Below are 21,427 nucleotides of genomic sequence, written 5' to 3' on the forward strand. Positions count from 1 at the left end.
CCGGGAACGGCGAAGGGGGGCCGGGCGGTTGCCCGGCCCCCCTCGTGCCGAGTGGGTCCGTCAGGCGTCAGCGGCCGTCGGGATCAGCGGTGGTTCAGCGGCGCACCGCGTCGAGCGCGTCGGCGACACCGTGGCCGTAGAAGCCGTTCTTGCTCTTCCCGCCCTCGCACACGGCGTCCACCGTGCCGTCACCGTTGATGTCATACGGGTTGGTGCACTTGGCGTCGTCCGCCTGCGCGTTGAGCAGGGCCTTCACCGCGGCGGGGGACGCCTTGGGGTGCTTGGACTTGATCAGCGCGACCACACCGGCGACATGCGGGGAGGCCATCGACGTACCGGCCTTGTAGTTGTACTTGCCGTCCACGGTGGTGGAGAGGATACGGCCGTCGGTCGCCGGGGCGCCCGGGGTCTGGTAGGCCGTACGGTCACCGCCGGGCGCGGAGATGTCGACCACGCCGTTGCCGTAGTTGGAGTACGACGCCTTCAGGCCCTTGGCCCCCAGCGAAGAGGTGGTGACGACACCCGGCAGCTGGGTCGGGACGTCAACGCACTCCTTGGGGTTGATGTACCGGGTGGTCGGCGTGGTGTCGTTCGGGCTGGTCGGGTCGGTCAGCTCCTCGGCCGCCAGGTCCAGGGCGTCGTTGCCCGCCGCGGCGACATTCACCGCGCCCTTGCTCTCCGCGTAGCGGGTGGCCCGCGTCACGGCCTCCACCAGGGCCTTCTGGTCGGGGTCGTTCTTGCAGGCGAACAGCCACGGGTCGACGTAGTAGCTGTTGTTGGTGACCTCGACGCCCTTCTCGGCCGCCCAGATGAAGCCGCAGACGACCGCCTCGGTGTAGAAGAAGCCGGCCGTGGTCGACACCTTGATGCCGGAGACCTTCACACCCGGGGCGACACCGGTGACGCCGATGCCGTTCTTCGCGGCGGCGATGGTGCCCGCGACATGGGTGCCGTGGTCGCTCTCGCCCGGAGCGGGACGCCAGGAGCCCTCGGTGGTCTCCGGCTTGCCCGTCACACAGTTGGCCGAGGCCTTCCGGTCGAAGTTGGGCGCCAGGTCGGGGTGGGTGTCGTCGACACCCGTGTCGATCACCGCGACGGTGACCTTCTTGCTGCCCAGCGTCTTCTTGTGGGCCTGGTCCGCCTTGATGGCGGGCAGGCTCCACTGGAGCGGCTCCAGCGGGTCCTCGCCCGCCTCGGCGCGGCCCGCGGCCTTGCGGGCCTCCTCCGCGGTCAGCGGACGCCCGGACTCGATGGCGGTGTCGGTCGCCGCGCTCAGCGGAGCCGTGCGGGTGGCGCCGGCCGACACCACGCCTCTGACCTTGCGTATGGATGTGCCGAAGTCCGGGTTCTGCGAGTGGACGACGATCACGCCTATCTGGTCATAGGCGATGACGATCGTGCCGCCGGCCTTGGCGATGGCCTTCTTCACGTCCTTCGCGGTCTGGGCACCGCTCTTCACATTCACCACGTACGACAGCTTCGGTCCGGCCGTGGACACCACGGAGGCGGACGTCTCCTCCGCCGGCGCGGCTGTGGCCGCCGCCGTCGGAAGGAAGCCGAGCGAGGCCGTGAGCGCCAGACCGACGGGCAGGGCGAGCGCGCGCCGCCGTCCGGTTCCCAGAAGAGCCATGGGTTCTCCACATCTTCGGTGCCGTCCGCGCACCCCTGTGCCCGCGGACGCGTACATGACCAGCGAAGCTATCGCCCATCGTGATCAGCAGCAATGAGTACGAGAGGAAAATCTGAACAAGATCCGGCGTCCGTGAAGAAAAAAGGCTGATGTTGAACCGGCCCGGCGTGCTCTCCGTGCCGTTGTCAGGAGGTGGAGCAACATCAATCCGCCCCGCTGAAACCAGCCAAACGAGGTCCGAGTTGTCCAACCCAGCCGCTCCCGCGTCACGAGGAGATTCCGTGGCTACCGACGCACCACCGCCACCGCCCCCGGGCGGTCCGGGCACCCGCCGCGCTCAGCCCACCACCGAGCAGTACGTCGCGGTGCAGCAGAGCGCGGAATTCGGCGAACTGCGCCGTGCCTACCGCTCCTTCGCCTTCCCGCTGACCGTCGCGTTCATCGCCTGGTACCTGCTCTACGTCCTGCTCTCCAACTACGCGGGCGACTTCATGGGCACCCAGGTCATCGGCAACATCAACATCGCCCTCGTCCTCGGCCTCGCACAGTTCGCCACGACCTTCCTCATCGCCTGGCTCTACTCCCGGCACGCGGCGGCGAAACTCGACCCCAGGGCCGACGCCCTCAAGGCCCGGATGGAGGCGGATCTGTGAGCCCCGCCCTCCAGCTCGCGGCCCAGAGCGCCACCACCGAGCACCGCCCCCTGATCATCACGCTCTTCGCGGCCTTCGTCGTCGCCACCCTCGCCATCACCGTCTGGGCCGGCCGCCAGACCAAGAGCGCCGCCGACTTCTACGCGGGCGGCGGCCAGTTCACCGGCTTCCAGAACGGACTGGCGATCTCCGGCGACTACATGTCCGCCGCCTCGTTCCTCGGGATCGCCGGGGCCATCGCCCTCTTCGGCTACGACGGCTTCCTCTACTCCATCGGCTTCCTCGTCGCCTGGCTGGTGGCGCTGCTCCTGGTCGCCGAACCGCTCCGCAACTCCGGCCGGTTCACCATGGGCGACGTCCTCGCCTACCGCATGCGCCAGCGGCCCGTCCGCACCGCCGCCGGCACCTCCACCATCGTCGTCTCCATCTTCTATCTGCTCGCGCAGATGGCGGGCGCCGGTGTGCTGGTCTCCCTGCTCCTCGGCATCACCAATGACACCGGGAAGGTCCTCATCGTCGGCCTCGTCGGCGTCCTGATGATCCTCTACGTCACCATCGGCGGGATGAAGGGCACCACCTGGGTGCAGATGGTCAAGGCGGTGCTCCTCATCGCCGGAACCCTCCTCATCACCTTCCTGGTGCTGCTGAAGTTCAACTTCAACATCTCCGACCTCCTCGGCACGGCGGCCGACAAGAGCGGCCACGGCGCGGCGTTCCTGGAACCCGGACTGCGGTACGGCGCCACCGAGACCTCGAAGCTGGACTTCATCTCCCTCGGCATCGCCCTGGTCCTCGGCACCGCCGGACTGCCGCACATCCTCATCCGCTTCTACACCGTGCCCACCGCCAAGGCCGCCCGGAAGTCCGTCAACTGGGCCATCGGCATCATCGGCGCCTTCTACCTCATGACGATCGCCCTCGGCTTCGGCGCCGCGGCCATCATCGGCCCCGAGGAGATCAGCGCCTCCAACAAGGCGGGCAACACGGCGGCACCGCTGCTCGCCCTCCATATCGGCGGCACCGACTCCGCCTGGGGCGCGATCCTGCTCGCCGTGATCTCCGCCGTCGCCTTCGCCACCATCCTCGCGGTGGTCGCCGGGCTCACCCTCGCCTCCTCCTCGTCCTTCGCCCATGACATCTACGCCAATGTCATAAGGCGCGGCCAGGCCACCGAGAAGGAAGAGGTCCGCGCCGCCCGCTGGGCCACCGTCGCCATCGGTATCGTCTCCATCGCCCTCGGTGCCCTCGCCCGCGACCTCAATGTCGCCGGACTGGTCGCCCTGGCCTTCGCCGTCGCCGCCTCGGCCAATCTGCCGACCATCCTCTACAGCCTCTTCTGGAAGCGCTTCACCACCCAGGGCGCGCTCTGGTCGATCTACGGCGGACTCACCGCCTCCGTGGTCCTGGTGCTCTTCTCACCGGTCGTCTCCGGGAAGCCCACCTCGATGTTCAAGAACGCCGACTTCTACTGGTTCCCGCTGGAGAACCCGGGCCTGGTCTCCATCCCGCTGGGCTTCCTCCTCGGCTGGCTGGGCTCCCTGCTCTCCAAGGAGAAGCCGAACACCGAGAAGTACGCGGAGCTGGAGGTCAAGTCCCTCACCGGGGTCGCCGTCGGCGCCCCCACCTCCCACTGACCGCCGGGTCCGTCCCCGGGGACCGCTCCCCGGGGACGGGCCGCGCCCTCCGCACCGCGTCCCCACCCCGGGTTCTCCGGCCGCCGGGCCCGCCCCCGCCGCCCGCTGGCGTAGGCTCGCGGCAGAAGATCCTGGAGGGAACGACGGGAAGGGGGCCCGGGATGCTCGTCGACACCTATGGCCGGGTCGCCACCGACCTGCGCGTCTCACTCACGGACCGGTGCAATCTCCGCTGCACCTACTGCATGCCCGAAGAGGGCCTGAAGTGGCTCGCCAAGCCCGATCTGCTGACCGATGACGAGATCGTCCGCATGGTCCGGATCGCCACCTCGCTCCTCGGCGTCACCGAGGTCCGCTTCACCGGCGGCGAACCCCTGCTCCGCCCCGGCCTCACCGGCATCGTGGAGCGCTGCGCCGCCCTCGACCCCCGCCCCCGGCTCTCCCTCACCACCAATGGCATCGGGCTTGCCCGTACCGCCACGGCCCTGCGCACCGCCGGACTCGACCGGGTCAATGTCTCCCTCGACACCCTGCGCCCCGAGGTCTTCCACCGGCTCACCCGCCGCGACCGCCACCGGGACGTGCTGAGCGGGCTCGCCGCCGCCCGGGACGCCGGACTCACCCCCGTCAAGATCAACACCGTGCTGATGCCCGGCCTCAACGACGACGAGGCACCCGAGCTGCTCGCCTGGGCCATCGCCGAGGGATACGAGCTGCGCTTCATCGAGCAGATGCCCCTCGACGCCCAGCACGGCTGGAAGCGCGACGGCATGATCACCGCCGCCGATGTGCTGCGCTCCCTGCGGACCCGCTTCGACCTCACCCCCGAGGACCGGGAGCGCCGGGGAGCGGCCCCCGCCGAACGCTGGGTGGTGGACGGCGGACCGCACCGGGTCGGCGTCATAGCCTCCGTCACCCGGCCCTTCTGCGCCGCCTGCGACCGGACCCGGCTCACCGCCGACGGACAGGTGCGCGACTGCCTCTTCGCGCGGGACGAGAGCGATCTGCGGGGGGCGCTGCGCTCCGGCGCGGACGACCAGGAGATCGCCGCGCTCTGGCGCAGGGCGATGTGGGGCAAGAAGGCCGGCTCGGGCCTGGACGACCCCGCGTTCCTCCAGCCGGACCGTCCCATGTCGGCGATCGGCGGCTGACCGGGTCCGATACAGGGACCGTTCCGGGCCGCCGAAGGTCACTCCGGGGTGTCGGAGCCTCCGGAGCCCTGGTCCGTCTGGCGGGCCTGCCACTCCTCCAGCGCCACGACCTCCTTCAGGAAGCCGCGTACCCCCAGGAACCCGGAGAGATGCTCACGGTGCTCCTCGCAGGCCAGCCAGGTCTTGCGCCGCTCGGGCGTATGCAGGGTGGGGTTGTTCCACGCGATGACCCAGACCGCCGCCGCACGGCAGCCCTTGGCGGAACAGACGGGGGGCTGCTCGGTGCTCACGGCGTCTCACTGCTCCACTGCGCGACCGGCAGCCGTGGCTGCGTCGCTGCCTCTGCGTATCGGTGTCCGGACATCTGTGTCCGAGCATCTGCGTCCGGGCATCTGTGTCCGGACAAGGCGACGCCGGGCAGCCACGGGGGGAGCTGCCCGGCGTCGGTCCACAGCTCCGACGGGGGATGCGGAGCGCGTACGAAGTATGTCACGGGTAACGGGGTGCGGTGCACAGGAACTTCAGTATTGTGGCCGAGCTTTTTCCGAGGTCTGTCCGTCCGCTTCCGCCGGATCCGCCGGTGCGGAGTCCTCCGGAACGGGCGCGATCATCGGCCGCGACGAGGACACCACATACGTCGACGGCAGCGAGGGCGTGGTCTCCCGGCCGGCGTTGGCGATGACCACCGCGACATAGGGGAGCAGCACCCCGAGGACCAGCGCCACCACGGCCACCGACCGCTCGACATTCCACAGCAGGGCGGCGAGCAGCACGGACACGGTCCGTACCCCCATCGAGATCACATAGCGGCGCTGCCGTCCGCGCACATCGTCGGCCAGCCCCTGACGGGCCCCGGTGATCCGGAAGACCTCGCCGTTCGACCGTGTCCGCATGGCTCCACCGCCCGTTGTGCCGCTGTCCCGCGCAGGACGACCCCGGCCCTGACCCGTTCCACGGTACGCCGCCGAACCCCCGGCCGCCGTGCCGGGGGTGGCTTCCGCCGCACCGGATGCGCTGCGCCCGGCTGCGGAGGGACGCGCCCGACATGCGCCGTATGGCGGATGGGCCCACACTGACGGCGTACCTGCTCAACGGAGCCGTACGAGGAGGCAGCCATGGGCTGGTTGTGGGCGATCATCGTGGGATTTGTGCTGGGCCTCATCGCCAAGGCGATCCTGCCAGGCAAGCAGCACCTTCCCTTGTGGCTGGCCACCATCTGCGGTATCGGCGGAGCGGTGCTCGGCAACTGGCTGGCGGCGGTTTTCGGGGTCGCCGAGACCGCGGGCATCGACTGGAGCCGGCATGCCTTCCAGCTGGTCTTCGCGATCATCCTGGTCTTCCTGGGTGACCGCGCCTGGATCGCGATGAAGGGCCGACGGCGCACCGTCGCCTGACCCCGCCGGGGCCTGCCGCCGCCCGTCCGGACCGGAAACGGCCCGGACGGGAAACGGCCCGGACCGGAAACGGCGGGGCGGCGGCCCGGGGAGCTTCTCTCCCCGGGCCGCCGCCCTCGGTCCATCGGCCCTTCGGCCGTCCGGTCTCAGCCGGCGGTCGTGACCTCGACCGCGGCCAGGTTCTTCTTGCCCCGGCGCAGCACCAGCCAGCGCCCGTGCAGCAGATCGTCCGGCGAGGGGATCGCGTCCTCGGCGGTGACCTTGGCGTTGTTCACGTAGGCACCGCCCTCCTTCACCGTCCGACGGGCCGCGGACTTGCTCGCCACCAGGCCCACCTCGGCGAAGAGGTCGACCACCGGGGCCAGCTCGCCGACGGTGGCGTGCGGCAGCTCAAGGAGCGCCGCCCGCAGCGTCGGCTCGTCCAGCTCACCCAGCTCGCCCTGGCCGAAGAGGGCCTTCGCCGCGTACTCCGCCGCCGCGCACTGCTCGGCGCCGTGCACCAGCGTCGTCAGCTCCTGCGCCAGCGCCCGCTGGGCCGCCCGCGCCTGCGGACGCTCCTCGGTCTGCCGCTCCAGCTCCTCGATCTCCGCACGGGAACGGAAGCTGAAGATCCGCAGGAACTTCGCCACATCGCGGTCGTCCGCGTTCAGCCAGAACTGGTAGAAGGCGTACGGCGAGGTCCGCTCCGGGTCCAGCCACACCGTGCCGGTCTCGGTCTTGCCGAACTTGGTGCCGTCCGCCTTGGTGATCAGCGGCGTGGCCAGCGCGTGGACCTGTGCCTCCGGCTCCACCCGGTGGATCAGATCGGTGCCCGCGGTGAGATTGCCCCACTGGTCGCTGCCACCGGTCTGGAGCACACAGCCGTACCGCCGGTACAGCTCCAGGTAGTCCATGCCCTGGAGGATCTGGTAGCTGAACTCGGTGTAGCTGATGCCCGCGTCCGAGTTCAGCCGCCGGGCGACCGCCTCCTTCGCGATCATCTTGTTGACCCGGAAGTACTTGCCCACATCCCGCAGGAAGCCGATGGCCGACATCCCGGAGGTCCAGTCCAGGTTGTTGACCATGGTCGCCGCGTACGGGCCGTCGAAGTCCAGGAACCGCTCGATCTGCGCCCGCAGCCGCTCCACCCAGGCGGCGACCGTCTCCGGCTCGTTCAGCGTGCGCTCGGCGGTCGGCTTGGGGTCGCCGATCAGGCCCGTCGCCCCGCCGACCAGCCCCAGCGGACGGTGCCCCGCCTGCTGGATCCGGCGCATGGTGAGGATCTGCACCAGATTGCCGAGGTGGAGGCTGGGCGCGGTCGGGTCGAAGCCGCAATAGAACGTGAGGGGACCGTCCGCGAACGCCTTGCGCAGCGCGTCCTCGTCAGTGGACTGGGCGATCAGCCCACGCCACTGCAGTTCCTCGACGATGTCCGTCACGTCTCTCATGCTCCTCGGAAGTATCGGAAGGACGGGTCCGCCCGCGCCCCGCGCGGGGCGCCGTGCGCGGAGGGACCCACCCCCGAGGTTATACGCCCTGGCTGACGGAGCTCATATTGAAATCGGGGACCCGCAGTGCGGGCATCGCGGCCCGGGTGAACCAGTCGCCCCACTCGCGCGGCAGGGTCTTCTCGGTCCGGCCCGCCTCCGTGGCCCGGGAGAGCAGATCCACCGGTGACTCGTTGAAGCGGAAGTTGTTCACCGCGCCCGTCACCTCGCCGTTCTCCACCAGATAGACGCCGTCCCTGGTCAGCCCGGTCAGCAGCAGGGTCGCCGGGTCCACCTCCCGGATGTACCAGAGGCAGGTCAGCAGCAGCCCGTGCCCGGTGGCCGCCACCATCTCCTCCAGCGAGCGCTCGCCGCCGGCGTCCAGGATCAGATTGCCCGCCCCCGGCGCCACCGGCAGCCCGGTCAGCGCCGCACTGTGCCGGGTGGCCACCAGATGCTCCAGGCGGCCGCCCCGGATCCACTCCGTCGCCGTCAGCGGCAGACCGTTGTCGAAGACGGAGGCGTCGTCGCCGGAGGAGTGCGCGATCACAAAGGGCGCGGACTCCAGACCGGGCGCGTGCGGGTCGCTGCGGAGGGTCAGCGGCAGCGGTGAGAGGGTCTCGCCGATCCGGGTGCCGCCGCCGGGGCGGGAGAAGACCGTACGGCCCTCCGCCGCGTCCCGGGCCGCCGACGACCAGAGCAGATAGATCAGCAGATCGGCCACGGCGGTCGGCGGCAGCACCGTCTCGTACCGGCCCGCCGCCAGCTCGACCTGTCGCTTCGCCCAGGTCAGCCGCTGGGCCAGCTCGGCGTCGAGTACTCCGGGGTCCACATCGCGGAAGTCCCGGGTGGAGCGCCCCGCCCACGCCGACCGCGAGAGATCCGGCGACTTGGCGTTCAGCTCCAGCGTCCCGTTCGGCTGGTCGTGGCGGAGCCGCAGCCCCGTCGAGGTGCCGAGATAGGTGGAGGTCATCTCATGGTTGGCGAAGCCGTACAGCTCCCGCCCCCCGGTACGGGCCCGGGCGAACGCCTCGCCCAGCGCGGGCGCGAACTCCGCGAACACCGACGACGAGGTCTCCGCCGGGTCCTCGGTGAACCCCGGGTCGGCGGCGCCCCCGGTCACCAGCGGCTGGGCGTCCTCCGCGGGGCCCGAGGTGCGGGCCGCGTCCTCTGCTGCCCGTACCAGCGACTCCAGCTCCCCGGGGGTCACCCCGGAACGGGAGACCACACCGGACGCGGTGCCCTCGGCGCCGTCCACGGTCGCGACGACGGTGAGGGTACGGCCCCGGGTCACCCCGTTCGTGGTCAGGGCGTTCCCCGCCCAGCGCAGATTGGCGGAGGAGTGCTCGTCGGCGATGACGACACACCCGTCCGCCCGGGAGAGGCCGAGCGCGCGCTCGACGATCTCATGGGGCTTCACGGTGCTGCGGCTCATCGACCGGCCTCCTGAGTGGTGCTGTGCCGGCCCGGGAAGTGCCCGCTCATCGACCCGCCTCCTGCGTCGTGTTGAGGATGTTCACGCCCCGGAACAGGGCGGACGGACAGCCGTGCGAGACCGCGGCGACCTGGCCCGGCTGGGCCTTGCCGCAGTTGAACGCGCCGCCCAGGACATAGGTCTGCGGGCCGCCGACCTGCTCCATCGAGCCCCAGAACTCCGTCGTCGTCGCCTGGTACGCGACATCCCGCAGCTGGCCCGCGAGCCGCCCGTTCTCGATCCGGAAGAACCGCTGCCCGGTGAACTGGAAGTTGTACCGCTGCATGTCGATGGACCAGGAACGGTCCCCGACCACATAGATCCCGCGCTCCACCCCGCCGATCAGATCCTCCGTCGACAGCCCCCCGGGCGCCGGCTGGAGCGACACATTGGCCATCCGCTGCACCGGCACATGCGCGGGGGAGTCCGCGAACGCGCACCCGTTGGACCGGCCCAGACCCGTCAGCCGGGCGATCCGCCGGTCGAGCTGGTAGCCCACCAGCCGTCCGTTCCGTACCAGGTCCCAGGACTGCGCCTGGACACCCTCGTCGTCGTAGCCGACGGTGGCGAGCCCGTGCTCGGCGGTGCGGTCCCCGGTCACATTCATCACCGAGGAGCCGTACTCCAACTTCCCCAGCTGGTCGAAGGTGGCGAAGGAGGTGCCCGCGTACGCCGCCTCATAGCCCAGCGCCCGGTCCAGCTCGGTGGCGTGACCGATCGACTCATGGATGGTGAGCCAGAGGTTCGACGGATCCACGACCAGGTCGTACCGGCCCGCCTCCACACTCGGCGCCCGCATCTTCTCCGCCAGCAGCCCCGGGAGCCGCTCCAGCTCGCCCGCCCAGTCCCAGCCGGTGCCGGTCAGATACTCCCAGCCCCGGCCCACCGGCGGGGCCAGGGTGCGCATCGAGTCGAACTCACCGGTGGTCTCGTCCACCGCGACCGCCGTGAGCTGCGGATGCAGCCGTACCCGCTGCTGGGTGGTGACGGTGCCCGCGGTGTCCGCGTAGAACTTGTTCTCCTGAACGGTCAGCAGCGAGGCGTCCGCGTGCGCCACGCCGTCCGCCGCCAGCAGCCCCGCGCTCCACTCGGCCAGCAGCGCGGTCTTCTCCTCGTCGGCCACGTCGAAAGGATTCACCTCGTACGAGGAGACCCAGGTCCGCTCCGCGTGCACCGGCTCGTCCGCCAGCTCCACCCGCTCATCGGAACCGGCCGCCGCGATCACCTTCGCGGACAGCTTCGCCATGGCCACCGCCTGGCCCGCCACCCGGGCGGCGGCGTCCATGCTCAGATCGACACCGGAGGCGAACCCCCAGGCGCCGCCGTGCACCACACGGACCGCGTATCCCAGGTCGGTGGTGTCCGACGAGCCGGCGGGCTTGGCGTCCCTCAGCCGCCAGGACGCGCTGCGCACCCGCTCGAACCGGAAATCCGCGTGCTCGGCGCCGAGCGCCCGGGCGCGGGCGAGCGCGGCGTCGGCGAGAGCGCGCAGCGGCAGCGCGAGGAAAGTCTGATCGATGTCATGGGGCACAAGGCCCTCCCCTTCTGGCCGGCGCGACTACAGACCCGCAGTGAATCATGCGCGGGCGGGTACGGGGCCGTCCGCCCGGTGGCTGTGCCGCCGCCGGGAGCCCGCGGTGGGCGCCTCTTCGGCCACCTCACCGCTATGACCCCGCTTTCTGTAGGGATCCGACAGTGACGCGCGGACGCTGCTGTCAGTGCCCGATTCCCCCGGAGCCCGGCGCGACCGCTAGTTTCGGTAGTACCACCATTGCTATCGAAAGGGTGATCCGTTGAGCCGCTCGGTTCTCGTCACCGGAGGAAACCGGGGCATCGGCCTCGCCATCGCCCGCGCGTTCGCCGATGCCGGCGACAAGGTCGCCATCACCTACCGCTCCGGTGAGCCCCCCGAGGGCTTTCTCGCCGTGCGGTGCGACATCACCGACACCGAACAGGTGGAGCAGGCGTACAAGGAGATCGAGGAGAGCCACGGCCCCGTCGAGGTGCTGGTCGCCAATGCCGGTGTCACCCGGGACCAGTTGCTGATGCGGATGTCCGAGGAGGACTTCGTCTCCGTCCTGGACACCAATCTCACCGGCACCTTCCGCGTCGTCAAGCGGGCCAACCGCGGGATGCTGCGCGCCAAGAAGGGCCGCGTGGTGCTGATCTCCTCCGTTGTCGGGCTGCTGGGCTCGGCGGGCCAGGCCAATTACGCGGCCTCCAAGGCGGGCCTGGTGGGCTTCGCCCGGTCGCTCGCGCGGGAACTCGGCTCACGGAACATCACGTTCAATGTCGTCGCGCCCGGTTTTGTCGACACCGATATGACCAAGGTGCTCAGCGACGAGCAGCGCGCCGGAATCGTTTCCCAGGTGCCGCTCGGCCGCTATGCGCAGCCGGAGGAGATCGCCGCCACCGTGCGCTTCCTCGCCTCCGACGACGCCTCGTACATCACTGGAGCCGTCATTCCCGTTGACGGCGGATTGGGCATGGGTCACTGATCGATATGAGCGGAATCCTCGCCGGCAAGCGCATTCTGGTCACGGGCGTTCTCACCGACGCGTCCATCGCCTTCCACGCCGCCAAGGTGGCACAGGAGGAGGGCGCCGAGGTCATCCTCACCGGCTTCGGCCGGCTCTCCCTGGTGGAGCGCATCTCCAAGCGGCTGCCGAAGCCCGCGCCCGTCATCGAGCTGGATGTCACCAACCAGGAGCACCTGGACACGCTCGCGGACCGGATCCGGGAGCACTCCACCGACGCCACCGGGCTCGACGGCATCGTGCACTCGATCGCCTTCGGCCCGCAGGGCGTGTTCAACTTCCTGGAGGCGGAGTGGGACGACGTCTCCACCGCGGTCCAGGTCTCCGCGTACTCCTACAAGTCGCTGGCCATGGCGTGTCTGCCGCTGATGGAGGAGCGCGGCGGCTCGATCGTCGGTATGACCTTCGACGCCCAGTTCGCCTGGCCGAAGTACAACTGGATGGGCGTGGCCAAGGCGGCCCTGGAGTCCACCAACCGCTATCTCGCCCGTGACCTCGGTCCGCACGGCATCCGCTGCAACCTGATCTCGGCGGGACCGCTGAAGTCGATGGCGGCCAAGTCGATCCCCGGCTTCGAGGAGCTGGCGGATGTCTGGAACCACCGGGCCCCGATCGGCTGGGACCTGACCGACCCGGAGCCCACGGGCCGCAGCGTCGTCGGACTGCTCTCCGACTTCTTCCCGAGGACGACCGGCGAGATCGTGCATGTGGACGGCGGCGTCCACATGATGGGTGCCTGAGCCTTCCGGTATCCGTCCCGCAGGGACAGCGCCGGCGACCGGCGACCCGACGCCCCGCCCCCGGACCATGACCATGGGTCCCGGGGGCGGGGCGTCGTCCGTTTCGGCCCGCGCCGCGCCCGCACCACGGGGCGCACCACGGGGCCGTCGCCCGTTCGGCCGTCCCGGGCGGGCGCCGGGGCGCCGCCGGGGCCAGGCTGGAGGGGCTATCCCCCTTGTGGTGCAGCCGCGGCGCTCGCCCGCCGCAGTACGGCCGAGGAGGTCCCTGCTCATGGTGATGATCCGGCGATCGGCCCCGGCGCTGGCGGTGGCGACGGTGCTGTGGTGGGGAGCGCCACAGGCCCTCTCCCAGGAACCCGCGCCCCCGGAGTACCGGGCGGACTGCTGGACGGAGGTCGAGGGCTCCCGGGCCACCGCCCACTGTCTCAATCCCTACCCCGTGATCGACCGGGTGCGGCTGCACATCGAGTGCGAGCGATGGTGGGACATCGACACCGACGGAGCGGCGGCCGAGATCCTGCCGGCCGGGCGGGTCACCCTCACCGACCGCTGCTGGAAGGAGATCCGCGCGGTCTGGGTCAGCCACCACCCGGTGACGGAGGGGTCCCGGACGGGGCCGGCGGAGTGATCCGTTCCACCTGCTCCTGTTCCTGTTCCTGCTCCTGTGGCTGTTGCTGTTCCTGCGGCGGGGGGTCCGCTTCCGGGCCGCTCCGGGGGCAGGCGAAGGGATATCCGGCCGCCTCCCCGGCCGCCGTCTCCCCGTCGCCCGCCCGGATCGCCGCCACCAGCCGGGCATGGTCCATATGGTGCTCGGGGCCCAGCCGGTCGCCCACATCGTCGCGGAGCCACTGCCGCAGCAGATCGCCGAGGTCCGCGTACAGCTCGACCAGGACCTCGTTGTGCGACGCCGCCACCACCGCCAGATGGAAGGTGAGGTCGGCGGAGACAAAGCGCTCCGCGTCGCCCGAGGCCCAGGCCTCCTCGCGGCGGGCCAGCAGCGCGTCGAGCTGGCGCAGATCCGCCTCGGTGCGCCGCTCGGCGGCCAGCCGGGCGGCGGTGGACTCCAGGGTGGAGCGGACCTCGGCCACATGCCGGGGGCCGGCTCCGGCGAACCGCCGGTGCATCACCCCGGCCAGTTCGCTGGTGGCCAGCACATAGGTGCCGGAGCCCTGGCGGATGTCGAGGAGCCCGTTGTGGGCGAGGGCGCGGACGGCCTCCCGGACGGTGTTCCGGGCGACCCCGAGCTGGGCGACCAGCTCCGGCTCGGTGGGGATACGCGATCCGACGGGCCAGGCGCCCGAGGTGATCTGGTTCCGGAGCTGGGCGATCACCTGATCGGTGAGCCCGGAGCGCCGGGGGGAGGTCAGCGGCATCGCACTCCTGTCTCCAGGGCCATGGGGGTGTGCGCCAGGGGCCCGGTGCGGTGAGTCGTGATCGGTGGGTCAACGGATTCTCCCCGGAGGGCGTGGGGCGCGGCTGCACCGGGGCCGCACGGGGGCCGTACCCGGGACGCTCCGGGGTTCGGGTGCCGGGGTCCCGCTCCGTCCGCATCAATCATCCAATGATTCTATGATGGGTCCCATGCCTTCCGATATACGGTCCGGGACCCGCGCACCGGACCCCGCGCGCACCGGCCCGGCCACCGGGACCCCCGCCCCCGCCGCGGGGACCTCCGCCCAGGCCCCCGCGGGCCGCTCCGAGCGCTCTCCCGGGGCCTCCCGGGCCGTCTGGACCCTCCGCCTCGTCACGGTCGGCATCGTCCTCGCCGCGCTCAACCTCCGCCCCGCCATCACCAGCCTCGGCGCCCTGCTGGAGGAAGCCCGCGAGGCCCTCCAGATGAGCGGCGCCACCGCCGGGCTGCTCACCTCCGTACCGCCCCTGTGCTTCGCCGTCCTCGGGCTCGCCACACCCCGGCTCGCCCGCCGCTTCGGGCCCGTCGCCGTCGTCACCGGCGGGCTGGTCGCCATCACCGCCGGACTGGCGCTGCGCCCCCTCGCCGGCGGCACCGCGGCCTTCCTCGCCGCCAGCACCGTCGCCCTCATGGGCATCGCCGTCGGCAATGTGCTGATGCCCGTGATCGTCAAGCAGTACTTCCCCGACCGGCTCGGCCCGATGACCGGCCTCTACTCCATGGCCCTGGCGCTGGGCACCGCCCTGGCCGCCGCCGTCACGGTGCCGCTCACCGGGGCCCTCGGCGGCGACTGGCGGCTCGGCCTCGGCGTCTGGGCGGGCCTCGCCGCGGTCGCCGTCCTGCCCTGGCTGGCGCTGCTCCGGTACCGCGCCCGGAACACCGCCGCCCCGGCCGTCCCCGCCACCCCGGGAGGCACCGCTGCCCCGGGGGCCGCTCCCGCCGTCCCGGGAGGAAACGCCGTCCCGGGAGGCGCCGCCCGGCGTGCCGGGGAACCCGCCCCCCGGGTGCTCCGCAGCCCCACCGCATGGGCGCTCGCCTGCTTCTTCGGCCTCCAGGCCACCGGCGCCTACATCACCATGGGCTGGATGCCGCAGATCTTCCGGGACGCCGGGGTCCCCGCCGCCACCGCCGGAGTGCTGCTCGCCGTCACCATGGCCATGGGTGTGCCGCTCGCCTTCGTCATCCCCCGGCTCGCCGCCCGGCTGCGCCACCAGGGCCCGATCGTCGTCGTACTCGGCCTCGCCGGACTCACCGGCTACGCGGGCCTGTACACCGCCCCCGAGGCCGGGGCCTGGGCCTGGGCGCTGCTCCTCGGCGTCTCCAACTGCGCCTTCCCGCTCGCCCTCACGATGATCGGCATGCGGGCGCGCAGCGGCCCCGGGGTGGTGCGGCTCTCCGCCTTCGCCCAGTCCACCGGCTATCTGCTCGCCATCCCCGGGCCGCTGCTCGTGGGGGTGCTGTACGAGCACAGCGGCGGCTGGGGGCTGCCGATCGCGCTCATGGCCGGGCTGCTCGTCCCCCAGATGGTCTGCGGTGTCCTCGCGGGGCGGGACCGGACGATCGAGGACGAGACCGGGATGCGACACTGAGGCCATGCCCGTGCTCGACCCGCATCCCCAGAACGGCCAGAAGAAGCTCCTGATGATCTTCGGCCTCATGCTCGGCTTCTTCGTCGTCGTCGGAATCATCGCGACGTTCGCCGCGCCCTCCTGACCCCGTCCCGATCCGTCCCGATCCCTCCGTCCGCCGACCCGCGTGCCCGGCTGATCCCGGGCCCGGCCCCGGGGCCCGGCCCGCTGGTCGGCGCCGCACCCCGCCGCAGGCCGGGTCTGGCCGAAAAGCGCTCTCCGGGCGGGGCCGTTCCGCCCGATGGTGGTGCTGGCACCCCTGTCCCCTAGGGGGTCAGGTTCAGGGTCGGGTGGGTGGTTCACCGGATGGGCCCCGGCCGCCGCGGTCCGTAGCGTTTCCCGCAGTGAGCGCCCGCCCACGGACCACCGCTGACGGAGGCGACCATGCCGGCCCCGAAGACCCCGACGACCTCCGCCGCCGTCGGCGGCGGCATGGCCCGCCTGCCCTGGTGGTCCCTGGCGTTGCCGGTGGTGGCCTTCGCCTGCCTGCTGGGACTGCTCGCCGAGCCCGCCCGGGCGGGGACCTCGCCGGAGGGGTCCGCCGTCCGGTTCGTGGTCGAGTATCTCCACGCACTGCTGACCCGATGACCCGTCGGACCCGTCGGCCCCCGTCCGTACCCATCCGTCCCCGTCTGTACCGGGGGGCTCCCCGGCCCCGTACGGCACCCATGGCCGCCCCGCCCGCTCCCGCCCGGCCCCTCCCCGCGTCCGCCGCCGCCCGTCCGCGGTCCGCCGTCCGGCCGCCACCGCCGCAGGTGGGGAAGGCCGTCAACACCCCGAGCCCACTGGCGCGTTTCATGCGAAGCTGGGGGACATGAGCGTCGCCACGCCGTCCGGAGGGGCTGCCCCCGGACCTTCCCACGCCCGCAGGATCGTTCTCCTTCGTCACGCGAAGGCCGACTGGTCCGATTCGTCCGATCATGAGCGCCCGCTCGCCGAGCGGGGCCGCAAGGACGCCCCGGTGGCGGGCCGTATGCTCGCCCGCTCGGGATTCGCCTTCGATCTGGCCCTCTGCTCCACCGCCACCCGCACCCGTGAGACGTGGAAGCTGGCCGTGCACGAGCTGCCCGAGCGCCCCCGTACGGTCTATGAGGAGCGGCTCTACGAGGCCTCCCTCGGGGAGATCATCGCCCTGCTCAACGAGACCCCCGACGAGGTGCGCCAGCTCCTGGTCATCGGGCACAACCCCGGGATGCACGCCATCGCCGACGCCCTGGCGGGCGAGGCCGAGGGCGATCTGCTCCCCCGGATGAACCGCGGCGGCTTCCCCACCTCCGCCTTCGCCGTCGTCGAGTTCAGCGGCTCCTGGAAGTCCGTCGAGCACGGCGCCTGCCGGCTCACCGGCTACTGGACCCCGCACGACTGACCCGTACGGCAGGCAGCGGGCACGGAGGATGCCCGGAGACGACGGAGCCCCGGCGCGCGCGATGCGCCCGGGGCTCCCGCCGTCCGTCCGGCTCTCCGCCGCCCGGAAGGCTCAGTGCTCGGCGTCGGCGCCGTCCGCGGCCTCCACCTCTTCCCGGGTGATGCCCAGCAGATAGAGCACCGTGTCCAGGAAGGGAACGTTCACCGCCGTGTGCGCCGCCTCGCGCACCACCGGCTTGGCGTTGAACGCGACCCCGAGCCCCGCCGCGTTCAGCATGTCCAGATCGTTGGCGCCATCACCGATCGCCACCGTCTGTGCCAGCGGAACCCCGGCCTCCGCGGCGAACCGGCGCAGCAGCCGCGCCTTGCCCGCCCGGTCCACGATCTCCCCGACCACCCGTCCGGTCAGCTTGCCGTCGACTATCTCCAGCGTGTTCGCCGAGGCGAAGTCCAGCCCCAGCCGCTCCTGGAGATCATCGGTGACCTGGGTGAAGCCGCCCGAGACCACCCCCACCTGGAAACCGAGCCGCTTGAGCGTACGGATCAGGGTCCGCGCCCCCGGCGTCATCCGCACCTCGGCACGGACCTTGTCCACCACCGAGGCGTCCAGCCCCGCCAGCAGCGCCACCCGGGCGTGCAGGGACTGCTCGAAGTCCAGCTCGCCGCGCATCGCCGAGGCCGTGATCCGCGCGACCTCCGCCTCGCACCCCGCGTGCGCCGCGAACAGCTCGATGACCTCGTCCTGGATGAGGGTCGAGTCCACATCCATCACCACCAGGCGCTGCGCCCGGCGGTGCAGACCGGCGGAGACCACCGCCACATCCACCCCGACCTCGGCGGACGCGGTGGCCAGCGCCGTGCGCAGCGCCTCCGTCTCCGCACCCGAGACCGCGAACTCCACGGCCGTCACCGGATACTTGGCCAACCGGAAGATCCGGTCGATATTGCCGCCCAGTGAGGTGATCCGGGCCGTTATCGCCGAGGTCGCCTCCGCCGTCAGCGGATGCCCGAGCACCGTGACATGGGAACGGCCGCTGCCCCGGGGACGGTTGTCGCCGGTGCCGGAGATGATCTCGGCCTGGAGCTTGAGGGACTCGGCCCACCCGTGCACGGTGGCGCGCAGCTCGCCCTCGACGGCCCCGGCCCCGGTCGGCGCGGTGACCAGGGCGCACAGGACCAGGCGCCCCCGGGAGACAACCTGTTCGATGTCGATGACATCGACCGAGTAGGCGGCGAGTGTGTCGAAGAGCCCGGCGGTGATCCCGGGACGGTCCTTCCCGAAGATCTTGACGAGAAGGGTACGGACGTCGGAGTTCTGCGAAGCGCTCATGGTCTCTCCACCGTAACCGGCGAATGTTACGGCGAGACGCACCGTCCCGACAGGCGGACACCTGAGCGAAGGCGACCGGCGGGCTTCCGCCACCACCCGCTCCGACCTGCGTAAACCCCGGATCCCGGGGCCGGGGGAGCGGTGCCCCCGAATACCCCGCGTCCAGCCGTGGCGACCTGTTTCCGCCCGGTGACCAGCGCGCGACGGCCCGGTTACCTGCCAGGTCACCGAGCCTGAAATAGTTCCTCCCGATGTTCACCATCCCTAGACTCCTGTAACCGGGGTCTCCCGGGGGAGCAACTAGTGGGGCATGGAGTGCGGGAACTCGTACTGGAATTGAACGGCAGCATCTGGACCCTGGATCCGTCCAGGTCGTACACGCTGGGACGGGATCCGCAGGGGGACATGGTCCTCGACGACGCCCGGGTCTCGTGGCGGCACGCCACCATCGGCTGGGACGGCCGGGGCTGGGTGATCGAGGACCACGGCAGCACCAATGGCACCTACGCCGGGGGAGAGCGGATCCACCGGATGGAGATCGGCCCCGGCTCGGCCGTCCATCTGGGCAACGCCAACGACGGCCCCCGGCTGAACCTCTCCGGCCCCGGGGGCGGCCGGCCCGGCGGTGGCGGCGCGGCATCCCCGTATCCGCCGGTCCCGCCGGCAGGCCCGGCCGGGGAGCCGTCCCCCGCCGGATACCCGCCCCAGCCGCCCCAGCCGTCCCAGGCGCCGCCGTACCCCGCCCATCAGCCCTATCCGTCCCACCCCGGCCCCCAGGGCTGGGACACCCCCGGCGCCGCCGCCGAACCGGGCGTCCCCCACCAGGGCGGCGCGGCCCCCGCCCGCCAGGCGGAGCGCGGCCCCACCACCTTCCACCGGCTCGCCCTCGGCCGGGTGATGCACATCGGCCGCGCCCTGGAGAACGAGCTGGTCGTCTCCGACCTCCAGGTCTCCCGGCGGCACGCCGAATGCACCGCCACCCCCGACGGCCGGTTCCGGATCCGCGACCTCGGCTCCCACAACGGCACCTATGTCAACGGCCAGCCGATCCCCCGCTCCGGCACCGCCGTCATCGGCCCCGGCGACATCGTCGGCGTCGGCCACTCCACCTTCCGGATCGTCGGCGACCGGCTGGAGGAGTTCATCGACACCGGAGAGGTCACCTTCTCCGCCCGCCATCTCACCGTCACCGTCGACGGCGGCCGACAGATCCTGCGCGATGTCTCCTTCGGCGTCCCCGAGAAGTCCCTCGTCGGGGTCATCGGACCCTCCGGTTCCGGCAAGTCCACCCTGCTCAAGGCGCTCACCGGCTACCGCCCCGCCGACCGGGGCGATGTCCTCTACGACAGCCGCAGCCTCTACCGGCAGTTCGCCGAGTTGCGCCAGCGCATCGGGCTGGTCCCGCAGGACGACATCCTCCACAAGGAGCTGACCGTCAGGGCCGCCCTGCGCTACGCGGCCAAGCTCCGCTTCCCCGGCGACACCGGGGAGGACGAGCGCGAGGCCCGGATCGGCGAGGTGCTGCGCGAGCTGAAACTCGACCACCACCAGAACACCAAGGTCTCCGCGCTCTCCGGCGGCCAGCGCAAGCGGGTCTCCGTCGCCCTGGAACTGCTCACCAAGCCCTCGCTGATCTTCCTGGACGAGCCCACCTCCGGCCTCGACCCGGGCATGGACCGCGATGTGATGCAGCTGCTGCGCTCGCTCGCCGACGACGGCCGTACCGTCCTGGTCGTCACCCACTCCGTCGCCGAGCTGCAACTCTGCGACAAACTGCTGGTCATGGCCCCCGGCGGCACGGTCGCCTACTTCGGTCCCCCCGAGGAGGCGCTGAACTTCTTCGGCTACACCACCTGGGCCGATGTGTTCTCCGCCTTCGAGAACTACCGGGAGTACGACTGGGCCGGCCGCTGGCACGGATCCCAGCACTACCAGATGTACGCGGCGGACATCGACGCCGTCGACGCCCAGCCCGCCCCGCTCGCCCCCGACCGGCGGGTCCGCCCGCCGGCGCCCCAGAGCTGGGGAGCGCAGCTGTGGACGCTGATGAGCCGCTATGTCTCCGTCATCGTCTCCGACCGGGGCTTCCTCGCCCTGATGCTGATCCTGCCCGCCGTCCTCGGCCTGGTCAGCGTGGTCGTCCCGGCCGAGTACGGACTCACCGCCCCCGACGACGGGCAGTCCGCCTTCAACGGGGACGCCGGGACGATCCTGCTCATCCTCGCCGTCGGTATGTGCTTCTCCGGCGCCGCCAACTCCGTACGGGAACTGATCAAGGAACGGGTCATCTACGAACGGGAACGGGCCACCGGGCTCTCCCGCTCCGCCTATCTGATGTCCAAAGTGATCGTCCTCGGGGCCATCACCGCCGTGCAGGGCGTCATCCTCTGCACCATCGGCTTCCTCCCGCGCGAGCTGCCCGCCGAGGGCCTGCTGATGCCGCCCGCGCTGGAGATGTGCGTGGTGCTCATCGCCCTCGGGCTCACCTCCATGATGGTCGGCCTGGTGATCTCGTCGCTGGTGCGGACCGCCGAGAAGACCATGCCCCTGCTGGTGATGTTCGCGATCGTCCAGGTGGTCTTCACCGGGGTCCTCTTCAAGGTGTACGGGTCACCCGGGCTGGAGCAGCTCGCCTGGCTGATGCCCTCCCGCTGGGCCATCGCGGGCGCGGGCACCACCCTCGACCTGGGACGGCTGATGCCCCCCTGGGACCAGGACCGCCCCGGCGACCTCGACCCCCTCTGGGAGCACACGGCGGGCCAGTGGGGCCTCAATGTCACCGTGCTGCTGCTGCTCGGCGCGGTCTGCGGGGTCGCCGTCGCCCGGCTGCTGCGCCGCCATGAGCCCGAGGTGATGCGCGGCTGACCCGCGCGCCCACGGGCCCACCGGCCTACGGGTCCCGGCGCACGGGTCCCGGGCATACGGAAAGGGCGGTTCCCCCGGTGATCCGGGGGAACCGCCCTTTTTCCGTCAGCGTGTCCGCGGCCTGCTCCCGTCGGCCGCTGCCGCTCCGT

19 protein-coding genes and 1 pseudogene are annotated in these 21,427 nt (G+C 71.5%); 12 read left to right on the plus strand and 8 right to left on the minus strand.

Annotation, left to right across the window (positions count from 1 at the left end):
* Positions 1–94: 94 nt before the first annotated feature.
* Entirely contained in the window at positions 95–1,630 is a 1,536-nt protein-coding gene (locus tag ABT354_RS25030) for a S8 family peptidase (protein ID WP_351497565.1), read from the minus strand.
* Positions 1,631–1,911: 281 nt separating this feature from the next.
* Between ABT354_RS25030 and ABT354_RS25035 the strand changes: the two genes are divergently transcribed.
* The 3 genes from ABT354_RS25035 (at position 1,912) to moaA (ending at position 5,068) form a co-directional block, all read left to right on the plus strand.
* Entirely contained in the window at positions 1,912–2,283 is a 372-nt protein-coding gene (locus ABT354_RS25035) for a DUF485 domain-containing protein (RefSeq protein ID WP_351497568.1), read from the plus strand.
* Positions 2,280–3,917, plus strand: coding sequence for a monocarboxylic acid transporter (locus ABT354_RS25040; RefSeq protein WP_351497569.1), 1,638 nt, complete (start codon positions 2,280–2,282; stop codon positions 3,915–3,917). Before ABT354_RS25035 ends, ABT354_RS25040 begins: the two co-directional genes overlap by 4 nt.
* A 161-nt stretch (positions 3,918–4,078) precedes the next feature.
* Positions 4,079–5,068: a GTP 3',8-cyclase MoaA gene (moaA, locus tag ABT354_RS25045; RefSeq protein ID WP_351497571.1), complete on the plus strand. Its 990-nt coding sequence runs from the start codon at positions 4,079–4,081 to the stop codon at positions 5,066–5,068.
* Between the two features lie 38 nt (positions 5,069–5,106).
* Here the strand turns inward: moaA and ABT354_RS25050 are convergent, their stop codons facing one another.
* Together ABT354_RS25050 and ABT354_RS25055 are read right to left on the minus strand one after the other, a co-directional pair.
* Complete coding sequence (locus tag ABT354_RS25050) at positions 5,107–5,358, minus strand: hypothetical protein (RefSeq protein WP_351497573.1); 252 nt, start codon at positions 5,356–5,358, stop codon at positions 5,107–5,109.
* Positions 5,359–5,589: 231 nt separating this feature from the next.
* The gene (locus ABT354_RS25055) at positions 5,590–5,961 is read right to left on the minus strand and encodes a DUF3099 domain-containing protein (protein WP_351497575.1); all 372 of its coding nucleotides are present in this window, start codon (positions 5,959–5,961) and stop codon (positions 5,590–5,592) included.
* Positions 5,962–6,183: 222 nt separating this feature from the next.
* Between ABT354_RS25055 and ABT354_RS25060 the strand changes: the two genes are divergently transcribed.
* Positions 6,184–6,462: a GlsB/YeaQ/YmgE family stress response membrane protein gene (locus ABT354_RS25060; protein WP_351497577.1), complete on the plus strand. Its 279-nt coding sequence runs from the start codon at positions 6,184–6,186 to the stop codon at positions 6,460–6,462.
* A gap of 146 nt (positions 6,463–6,608) precedes the next feature.
* Here the strand turns inward: ABT354_RS25060 and tyrS are convergent, their stop codons facing one another.
* From tyrS to ABT354_RS25075, 3 genes are all read right to left on the minus strand, one after another.
* Positions 6,609–7,880, minus strand: coding sequence for a tyrosine--tRNA ligase (tyrS, locus tag ABT354_RS25065; protein ID WP_351497640.1), 1,272 nt, complete (start codon positions 7,878–7,880; stop codon positions 6,609–6,611).
* Between the two features lie 88 nt (positions 7,881–7,968).
* Complete coding sequence (locus tag ABT354_RS25070) at positions 7,969–9,363, minus strand: metallopeptidase TldD-related protein (protein WP_351497579.1); 1,395 nt, start codon at positions 9,361–9,363, stop codon at positions 7,969–7,971.
* A gap of 46 nt (positions 9,364–9,409) precedes the next feature.
* Positions 9,410–10,933 (minus strand): TldD/PmbA family protein, encoded by a 1,524-nt coding sequence (locus ABT354_RS25075; protein WP_351497580.1) that lies wholly within the window; start codon positions 10,931–10,933, stop codon positions 9,410–9,412.
* A 262-nt stretch (positions 10,934–11,195) separates the two neighbouring features.
* On the opposite strand from ABT354_RS25075, the gene fabG reads away from it, so the two are divergent.
* The 3 genes from fabG to ABT354_RS25090 all read left to right on the plus strand — a co-directional run bounded on the left by fabG (position 11,196) and on the right by ABT354_RS25090 (position 13,307).
* Positions 11,196–11,900 carry a 3-oxoacyl-[acyl-carrier-protein] reductase gene (gene fabG, locus ABT354_RS25080; protein ID WP_351497582.1) on the plus strand — a complete coding sequence of 235 codons (705 nt, stop codon included), beginning with the start codon at positions 11,196–11,198 and terminating at the stop codon, positions 11,898–11,900.
* A gap of 5 nt (positions 11,901–11,905) precedes the next feature.
* Positions 11,906–12,679, plus strand: a complete 774-nt coding sequence (fabI, locus tag ABT354_RS25085; protein WP_351497584.1) for an enoyl-ACP reductase FabI — start codon at positions 11,906–11,908, stop codon at positions 12,677–12,679.
* Between the two features lie 271 nt (positions 12,680–12,950).
* Positions 12,951–13,307 carry a hypothetical protein gene (locus ABT354_RS25090; protein ID WP_351497586.1) on the plus strand — a complete coding sequence of 119 codons (357 nt, stop codon included), beginning with the start codon at positions 12,951–12,953 and terminating at the stop codon, positions 13,305–13,307.
* Between the two features lie 82 nt (positions 13,308–13,389).
* Here ABT354_RS25090 and ABT354_RS25095 read toward each other — a convergent pair.
* A pseudogene (locus ABT354_RS25095) lies at positions 13,390–14,052 on the minus strand (FadR/GntR family transcriptional regulator); the annotation flags it as partial.
* A 208-nt stretch (positions 14,053–14,260) separates the two neighbouring features.
* On the opposite strand from ABT354_RS25095, the gene ABT354_RS25100 reads away from it, so the two are divergent.
* The 4 genes from ABT354_RS25100 to ABT354_RS25115 all read left to right on the plus strand — a co-directional run bounded on the left by ABT354_RS25100 (position 14,261) and on the right by ABT354_RS25115 (position 17,084).
* The gene (locus ABT354_RS25100) at positions 14,261–15,679 is read left to right on the plus strand and encodes a CynX/NimT family MFS transporter (RefSeq protein WP_351497590.1); all 1,419 of its coding nucleotides are present in this window, start codon (positions 14,261–14,263) and stop codon (positions 15,677–15,679) included.
* Positions 15,680–15,683: 4 nt separating this feature from the next.
* Positions 15,684–15,803 (plus strand): SGM_5486 family transporter-associated protein, encoded by a 120-nt coding sequence (locus ABT354_RS25105; RefSeq protein ID WP_351497592.1) that lies wholly within the window; start codon positions 15,684–15,686, stop codon positions 15,801–15,803.
* A gap of 299 nt (positions 15,804–16,102) precedes the next feature.
* The gene (locus ABT354_RS25110; RefSeq protein ID WP_351497594.1) at positions 16,103–16,306 is read left to right on the plus strand and encodes a hypothetical protein; all 204 of its coding nucleotides are present in this window, start codon (positions 16,103–16,105) and stop codon (positions 16,304–16,306) included.
* Between the two features lie 226 nt (positions 16,307–16,532).
* Positions 16,533–17,084, plus strand: a complete 552-nt coding sequence (locus tag ABT354_RS25115) for a SixA phosphatase family protein (protein WP_351497597.1) — start codon at positions 16,533–16,535, stop codon at positions 17,082–17,084.
* Positions 17,085–17,195: 111 nt separating this feature from the next.
* Here the strand turns inward: ABT354_RS25115 and serB are convergent, their stop codons facing one another.
* Positions 17,196–18,413 (minus strand): phosphoserine phosphatase SerB, encoded by a 1,218-nt coding sequence (gene serB / locus ABT354_RS25120; RefSeq protein ID WP_351497599.1) that lies wholly within the window; start codon positions 18,411–18,413, stop codon positions 17,196–17,198.
* 303 nt (positions 18,414–18,716) lie between these two features.
* On the opposite strand from serB, the gene ABT354_RS25125 reads away from it, so the two are divergent.
* The gene (locus tag ABT354_RS25125) at positions 18,717–21,278 is read left to right on the plus strand and encodes an ABC transporter ATP-binding protein/permease (RefSeq protein WP_351497601.1); all 2,562 of its coding nucleotides are present in this window, start codon (positions 18,717–18,719) and stop codon (positions 21,276–21,278) included.
* The last annotated feature ends 149 nt before the right edge of the window (positions 21,279–21,427 follow it).

The organism is Streptomyces sp. NPDC000594 (genome assembly GCF_040299965.1).
In the GTDB taxonomy this organism is placed as follows: Bacteria; Actinomycetota; Actinomycetes; order Streptomycetales; family Streptomycetaceae; genus Streptomyces.